This window comes from Actinomadura sp. NPDC048394 (assembly GCF_040651755.1).
Lineage (GTDB): Bacteria > Actinomycetota > Actinomycetes > Streptosporangiales > Streptosporangiaceae > Spirillospora > Spirillospora montaniterrae.
On sequence record NZ_JBEZJL010000158.1, the window covers coordinates 1 to 6,653 of the forward strand.

Below are 6,653 nucleotides of genomic sequence, written 5' to 3' on the forward strand. Positions count from 1 at the left end.
TTGCGGTTCAGCTCGTAGGTGTCGGTGCCCTCCGCCTCCGCGCGGATGATCACGTCGCCGATCCAGACGGCGTGCGCGTCCTGGTCCTGCAGCGCACCGCGGTAGTCGACGCGGCTGCGGCAGTTCGGCACCGCGGCGCCACGCCGCGGGGTCGGCGGGATCGGCTGCGCCCGTCAGCGCCGGGCGCAGCCTGCCGACGGGTACTTACTCGGTGGGCGGTGCGGGCTCGTCGTCGCCGCGGCGCGCGTAGTTGTGCGAGCCGTCGGTGTGGTGGAGCTCGTCCGTGGTGATCTCCGCCTCGTCCCCGATCCAGCTCTCGGGCGCGCCGGGGGAACCGGGGGTGTCGGGGTCGTCGGGGTCGCCGTTGAGCCAGGGCCACAGGTCGCCGACCAGCTCGCGCAGGCGCCCCTCGGCGTCCTGGATGTAGAACTGGGAGTTGCCGCCGACGCCGTAGTCGTCGACGTAGTCCCAGACGCACACCAGCAGGACGCCCGAGGCGTCGCTGACGCGGCCGAGGACCGAGCCGACGGTCTCGCTGGTGTACCCGTCGATCATGCTGCCCCGCAGGTCGGCGACGTCGTCCAGCGGACCGGGGCGGCAGTCTTCGATCAGTGCTCGCGCCCGGTCGGCGCCGTGGTGGTCGACCAGGAACCCGATCTGGGAGCCGAGCCCGTCGTTGTTGACCGCGGACGCCGTCCTGCTGGCGGTGTCGTGCACGAGCCCGTCCAGGTCCTCGGGCTCCAGCCCGAGCGCCTCCGCCCGGCGGAGCAGTTCCGCCATCTCGCCGTCGGCCTCCGGCGCGGTTTGTGCGCCGGTGGGTGATGGTTCACGCATTGCAGCCTCCTCGGCCGTGTCGTGTGGTGGGCCATGGGCCCCTGCGGCGCCACACCACAGGTGCCCACAAATAAAACTATACATGAAATAATAGCTACGACGTAGCGGGTACCGCGTTGGCCGACGCCGTACCTGCGAGCAGGTCGGTCTGCTCGTCGCGGCCGACGCCCGGCAGGGCAGGGGGCCGGTATCCGGTCGCGGCGGTCACCGCGGCCCACAGCTTGGGGAAGGCCGGGGCCTGCTTGGTGGCCACGTAGGCGGGCACGACCGCGAACAGGTGGTCCAGGGTCGGGAAGGTCGCGGCGCGCGGGTGCAGCCACACCCGTGGGTAGCGCGGATCGGCCGGGACGCTCCGGTGGGCGTCGCGGTGGCCCACGGCGGCCAGTTCGCCGAGCGCGGCGAGCATGGCGGCGCGCGGCCCGGTGCGGTGCACGGTCAGGTCGCGGGCGGTGCCCCCGCGACGGAAGGAATCGCCGTCCTGGGCGTTCATCGGCCGGCGGACCTCCACCAGCGACCAGTCCATCGCCTCCACCCGGGCCTCGAACATCTCCAGTGCCCGGTGCAGCCCGCGCTCCTGCATCAGGTCGTGCAGCGAGCCGTCGGCCATGAGGGTCTGGGTGGGGTTGAGCGTCACCGCGATCCGCTCCATCAGCAGCGGCTCCCAGGCCAGCTCGGGCGCGGCCGCCAGCATGCGCAGCACCCGCTCCCTCCCGGCCTCCGAGGCCAGGGCGAAGACACAGAACAGGCACGCGCTCTTGGGCCAGTGCACCCCGATCCGGCGGCGGATGAACCGCTCACAGACCTCCCTGGTCCACCCCCACGCCCGCAGCGGGTACACGCCTGTGCGCTGCGCGGTGTCGGCTCGGGCGTCCCGGTCGCAGCGCGAGGACTCTCCGGCCTCGAACCCCATGATCTGGTAGAAGGGGCTGCCCCCGACGATCTCGGCGACCTTGGCGTCCAGCGGCTCGCCCTTGTGCTTGAGTGAGCACTTGCGGACGCCGCCGAGCTGGGGGATCGTCCCGCTGCGGACGCTCTCCATGAACAGGGTGTAGTCGCCCTCCAGGTGCAGGTGCGTGGGCGTGGTGGAGTCGTCCAGGGTCGTCACGCCGTCGGCCTTGGCCGGGCCCGATCTGGCGACCTGAACCAGCCGGATGCGCCAGCGGGCCAGGCGGGGCACGATCTCCCGCTGCGCCAGCTCACCGGTCAGGGGCCACTCGCTGCCCAGCAGCGCGACCATGACCACCAGGCGGTCCAGGCGGAAGCCGGGCAGTCCCAGCCGGGCGGCCAGCGCCTCGTCGCGCTCCCGGCCGGTCATCCCCTTGCGGTCGAGTACCTCCAGGAGCTGGAACAGCCGTACCAGGATCGCCGTCGAGTCCACGCCCAGACCCCAGTTCAAGATCCAGTACGGTGCGCCGACCGGATCGGGGCCGTCGTCCGGCAGGCGGATCTGCACTGCCCGGCCGGCCTCCGAGCCGTGCCCGGGGGTCGCCGCGGCGCGCGGTTCTGTCATCGCGTTCACCTTCCATGGAGTGCGGTGGGGATGTCGGGTCCGGGCGCCACACCCGCATACCGACATGTAGAATATTACATTAATAATCTACATGTCGGCAGTGTCGTCGCAGGTCCCAGGGATCGCCGGGCCACGGCTGAGCCGGGACGGCGGTCGCTCCCACTTCCGCGATGGCGGCGGCCTGCGGGCCGGTGGGCCTAAACTGGGAGGCTCACGCGTTGAGCTTCCTTCGGTAGTTCGGCGTGTGGTGGGTTAAGGGCCGGCGGGATGCCACACGCCTTCGGGCGGAACCCGCCGGCCCGCTGCATCTCCGCACTCGGCACCCGCCGCGCCGGGCCAGCTCCGAGACCTCCGGCGCAGCCCGCCCCTTCCGGACGGCGAGCATGCCGAGCGCTCCGCTTCTCTGGTCGCGCACTTCGGCATCCCTCTACCGCTCAGGCCCGGCGCTGGGCATGCGCTCCGTCGTCGCGAAAGCACAGGGCAGCAGGGAAAGTCTCGGGCCCCGGGGGAAGCCCCCGGGGCCCGAGACGGTGCGGCAGCGGGTTACCGCTCCGGCGAGACCAGTTCCAGCGCCTCCAGGGGCAGCCGGATCATCTTGCGGCCGGTCTCGTGGTCGGTGAGGGCGTACCTCTCAGCGCCACTGCCCTGCCGCCGCAGGGCCTCGCTGCTGTCCTCGTCGAGCAGCACCTCCGCGTTCGAGCGGCCCGCACGGGTCCGGATGCCGCTGACCTCGCCGGTCAGGCCGCACATGTACTTGGGCCTGACGTCGCGTGTCCGGACGGTGGCGCCCGTCCGGATCGTGGACGCCTGGATCCTGGCCAGCTCCGCGCGGCGCGCCTTGGCCGTGTCGAACACGACGTCCAGGGCGTGGTCGTCGGCGTGGCCGGTGAGGAACTCCACGACCTGCTCCAGGGTGGGGGTGCTCATGCTTGGCTTCTCCTTCTCGCTCGATGGTGTGGTGGGTGGTGCCGGGGCGGGGGAGCTGCCACCGCTCCCCCGCCCCTGGAGGGTCAGACCTCGCCGGTCGCCAGGTGCAGCAGGGCCATCGCCGCGCCCTGGTTCATCCGGTCGGCGCCGTGCAGCAGGTGGCCCATCACATCCGACGCCAGCGCGAGGAAGTGGTCGGACATCGGGGGCGTGTCGGCGTCGCCCTCCGCCTTGCGCTCCCAGGCCCACATCTCGATCGCGGCGGCCAGCACGGCGGCCGGGAAGTCCTCCTCGGTCAGTAGGTGCAGCAGCCCGACGACCAGGGAGGTCACGTTCTCCGGGTCGGAGGTGAGCAGGATGCGGTCATGCGCGGCCACCGCCGCGCGGGCGGCCCGGATCCGGTCCTCGATGCTCGGCTGGTCCGGCGTCCCCGCAGGCGTGATGGTGAGGCCGACGGTGCGGGCCTCCTCCTCCCACTCGGCAAGGATCGCCTGGGCCCGGACGATCGTGCGGCGCAGCGCCCGCACGTGCCGTTCCTTGGACCGGGCGAACCGGAAGGCGCGGGGGAAGTCCTCGGCCTCGCTGGCGGCGTACCGGCTGTAGGGGACCTCGTCGGCCGCGCGCTCGATCCGCTCGATGAACTCCTGTGCATTCTCGTCCGCGGCGGACCAGGGCATGCGTGTCATGGGGTACTCCTTCGTGTTCGATGCGATGTGGTGGGTGTGCGTCCCGGGGGGCGGGGAAAGCCACTCCCCCGCCCCCCGGGGGGCCGGGTCAGTCCCGGCGCTCGTTGTGGCCGATCAGCCCGTACAGCAGGGTGTTGATCGCGTCGGTCGTGCACTCCTTGTCGGCCAGGTCCAGGACGGCGGCGATCAGTTCGCCGCCCACGCCGTTGAAACCGGTGAACCCGTTTCCGGTGTCCTCGGCGCGGGCCTGCTCGTCGTAGTCGACCAGCGCTCGGGCCAGTACGTCGGCCGGGCTGTCGGCGGTGTCGAGCAGGTGGAGCAGGGCCGTGATCAGCCCCTGTACCTGGTGCGGGCTGTGGTCGCCGGACGGGTCGGCCGCGAGGCCCTGCTGCGCGAGGTAGGTGTTCAGGGCGGCACGGCCCTGCTCGGCCCGGTCGGCGTTCGTCACGCGCATCCCGCTGCTCGTCACGCTCATGCTCTACTCCTTCTCGGTCGTGGTCGTGCGGTGGGCGTCGGGGCGGGCCACTCCGTCCCGACATGAAAAACAATACATGCATCATTCGCCACGGTCAAGCGTCCGGCCAGGTCGCGGGTGGTGCGGCCACGCGTGCCCCGCGCTCCCCCTAGCCGACTCGTGTAGGCCGAGTGGCACCTTCCGGGCCCTGCGCGGCCGCCGCCGGCGTCCACGAGCTTCCGGTTCCCGCTCCCGATACGCGCGTGATACGAGGTGTCCTCGACGACGTGCGGCTCACATGCGAGCGGGCCGTGTGCGGGATGGCTTGTCCCCGCACACGGCCCGCTCAAGCGAGCTGGCTGCTCAGCTCCGCAGCATCACGCGCCGCCGGATCCCAGCTGGCCCGTCCCCAGGTCCGCCCGCTCCCCCGCGGCGGCCCCGGCCTGGGCGCCCTCGCTCGACAGCGCGCCGAGGCTGCGCGCCTTGCCCACATCCGAGAAACGCCGCTGGAACTCGGCGCGGACGCGATCGGCGTCGGTCACCAGGACCAGCGCGCCGGTGGTCCCCTGCACCTCCTCGGCGATCTGGCCTCGGGCCTGCTTGATCCGCTCCCGGACGCTCCAGCCCCAGCCGACCAGGAACGACCGGAAGAAGCGGCGGCGGGCAGCGGCTCGCGCCCCCTGACGCAGATGAGCCACCGCCCTCCGCGCGTCCCTGGCCCCGGCCTGCTCCATCTGGAGCACGAACGCAGGCAGCAGGAGCTTGAGGGCCTCCAACGCCGATGCCGTGCCGACGATCAGCATCGTCCGGTCCTGCGGGCCAGAGTCGTTGCCCTCGGACACGACCAGGCATCCGTAGGCTCCGGCGATGTACGCCAGCGCCTGCACGCGGTACCGGCCATGCCCTCCCCGGCCGCTGACCTCGAACCGCAGGAGACCGACCCCCTCCGGGTCTTCACCGGCCTCGGCCCGGATGACGGCCTCGTCCAGGTCGTAGCGGGCGATCAGCTCCGCCGCCCGAGCCGCGAACGTGGCCGCCTCGTCAGACGTGGTGCTTCGGTCAGCCGCCTGAGCGAGCAGTTTGCGAACCTTCTCCTCGACCTTCGCACGATCCGTCGCACTCATGAGCACTCCCTGTTCCTCGGTGTGGTGGGTGCCGGTTGGCGCGGAGTGCCACCCCCACTCCAACCGGTTTCGACGTGAAAAATAATACATGTTTAAGCTACTTCGTCAAAAGGCGCTCTAGTCGGTCTTAGGAATCACGGCGCACCGGTGCAGGTCACGCCTCTACCCGGGCCGCTCCCCTCCTCGGTGAAAGCTGTAACAGCAAGAGGGGATCTCCAGCCCGATGACCACAGATGAGAAGGTGCGGGCACCTACGCCAGACCAACGGAAGATGCCGCCGCACCCCGGACGTCAGTGTCTTACTGACGTTTTTGAGATGATGCCCTGATGCGCAAGCCGCTGCCTCTCCCCTACGGACTCACAGCCAAGGACGTGGTCGAGCGGATCAGAGCCCGCCACGACGACCACACGGGCCTGGAAGACTTCCCTGCCCCAGAACACCTCGCCGGCGTCATCGACTTCGCTCTCCGCAGGCGGAAGAAACTGCGCGCCGTCGACGCCCAGGGGAATGTTCTTGACGCTCTACTCCTGGTACGTCTCGCCCAGGAAGAACTCGACCGCCTGCACCTGTGGGCCGTACGGGCCGCCAAGGCCGACGGCCTCAAACCAAAGCACGTCATGCCAGCCGCCGGACTCCGCAGCCGACAAGGTATCGACGACCGGATCGAACTCCTCGCCAGAAAGGTCACCGCGGCGCGCCTTCACGTGTCCACCGAAGCCTTGGACGACACTGCCCCAACCACGGACACCCCAGAACACGAACTACGCGCCCTGGCCAAGGCCCTGCTCTCCTGCTGGGAAGAGCTGACGACCAATGCCGACATCGATGAGTGGGCCGAAGGTATCGAGCTGGTCCTCCGCGCCAAACCAACCTCCCACACGGGCGAGAGTCTCAGGGCACAGATGAAGCTCGCTGTTGAGGAGATTGACGACCTATCGTCACGGACTGGAGTCTCTCCCGCGCGATCAACTAGTGCCGCACAGGCGCTCAATTCCGTGCGCATGCTTTGAGTCGACACCTCCGGGGAAGCCCAGCGGCTCCGACGACTCGGGCAGAACGATGGCCATCGCCATCGCGAGGCGGGCTGTCTTCTTTACCGCGGTAAAGAAGACAGCCC

7 protein-coding genes and 1 pseudogene are annotated in these 6,653 nt (G+C 70.4%); 1 reads left to right on the top strand and 7 read right to left on the bottom strand.

Annotation, left to right across the window (positions count from 1 at the left end; all coding sequences use genetic code 11):
- The 7 genes and pseudogenes from AB0C78_RS50300 to AB0C78_RS50330 all read right to left on the bottom strand — a co-directional run.
- Positions 1-134 (bottom strand): annotated as a pseudogene (locus AB0C78_RS50300) (SufD family Fe-S cluster assembly protein); the annotation flags it as partial.
- A gap of 70 nt (positions 135-204) precedes the next feature.
- Complete coding sequence (locus AB0C78_RS50305; RefSeq protein WP_360762836.1) at positions 205-834, bottom strand: hypothetical protein; 630 nt, start codon at positions 832-834, stop codon at positions 205-207.
- Positions 835-928: 94 nt separating this feature from the next.
- Positions 929-2,344 (bottom strand): hypothetical protein, encoded by a 1,416-nt coding sequence (locus AB0C78_RS50310; RefSeq protein WP_360762839.1) that lies wholly within the window; start codon positions 2,342-2,344, stop codon positions 929-931.
- Positions 2,345-2,887: 543 nt separating this feature from the next.
- Positions 2,888-3,271: a hypothetical protein gene (locus tag AB0C78_RS50315; protein WP_360762842.1), complete on the bottom strand. Its 384-nt coding sequence runs from the start codon at positions 3,269-3,271 to the stop codon at positions 2,888-2,890.
- Positions 3,272-3,354: 83 nt separating this feature from the next.
- Positions 3,355-3,957 carry a hypothetical protein gene (locus AB0C78_RS50320; protein WP_360762845.1) on the bottom strand — a complete coding sequence of 201 codons (603 nt, stop codon included), beginning with the start codon at positions 3,955-3,957 and terminating at the stop codon, positions 3,355-3,357.
- An 88-nt stretch (positions 3,958-4,045) separates the two neighbouring features.
- The gene (locus AB0C78_RS50325; protein ID WP_360762848.1) at positions 4,046-4,432 is read right to left on the bottom strand and encodes a hypothetical protein; all 387 of its coding nucleotides are present in this window, start codon (positions 4,430-4,432) and stop codon (positions 4,046-4,048) included.
- A 356-nt stretch (positions 4,433-4,788) separates the two neighbouring features.
- Entirely contained in the window at positions 4,789-5,535 is a 747-nt protein-coding gene (locus AB0C78_RS50330; protein WP_360762851.1) for a DUF2786 domain-containing protein, read from the bottom strand.
- A 327-nt stretch (positions 5,536-5,862) separates the two neighbouring features.
- Here AB0C78_RS50330 and AB0C78_RS50335 point away from each other — a divergent pair, with 327 nt between their 5' ends.
- The gene (locus tag AB0C78_RS50335) at positions 5,863-6,546 is read left to right on the top strand and encodes a hypothetical protein (protein ID WP_360762853.1); all 684 of its coding nucleotides are present in this window, start codon (positions 5,863-5,865) and stop codon (positions 6,544-6,546) included.
- The last annotated feature ends 107 nt before the right edge of the window (positions 6,547-6,653 follow it).